This is a genomic window from Aquabacterium sp. A08 (assembly GCF_011742065.1).
The window spans coordinates 1-324 of sequence record NZ_JAAQQT010000454.1 but is presented as its reverse complement, the minus strand read 5'-3'; the positions used below and the strand labels follow the sequence as shown (position 1 = coordinate 324).

1 protein-coding gene is annotated in these 324 nt (G+C 76.2%); it reads right to left on the bottom strand.

The features are described from left to right. Positions 1 to 324 (bottom strand): hypothetical protein (locus HA630_RS27240; protein WP_208299934.1); only part of this gene is annotated, 324 nt, incomplete at both ends.

Below are 324 nucleotides of genomic sequence, written 5' to 3'. Positions count from 1 at the left end.
AACACCAGGTCCATGAAGCCTTTGAACATGCCGTGCAGCCGGTCGTCGCGCAGCGGCGGCCGCGGCGCGCCGCCCAGCGTGTGGGCGGTGACGAGCCGGTCGATGTCCCGGGCCGACAGCGGCTGGGCGGCGAGCCAGAACTCCATTTCCGGCAGGCAGGTGCGCAGGTCGGCCAGGGCCACGGGGGCGGCGGCGTGTTCGGCCGGGGGCGCGTGCGGCAGCGGCAGGGGGGCCTGCAGGCAGGCCAGCAGCCAGTCGGTCACGGTGTCCACCCAGCCGCTCCAGCCGCGCGCCTGGCAGCGCCGGGCGACCTGGTCGCGCAGC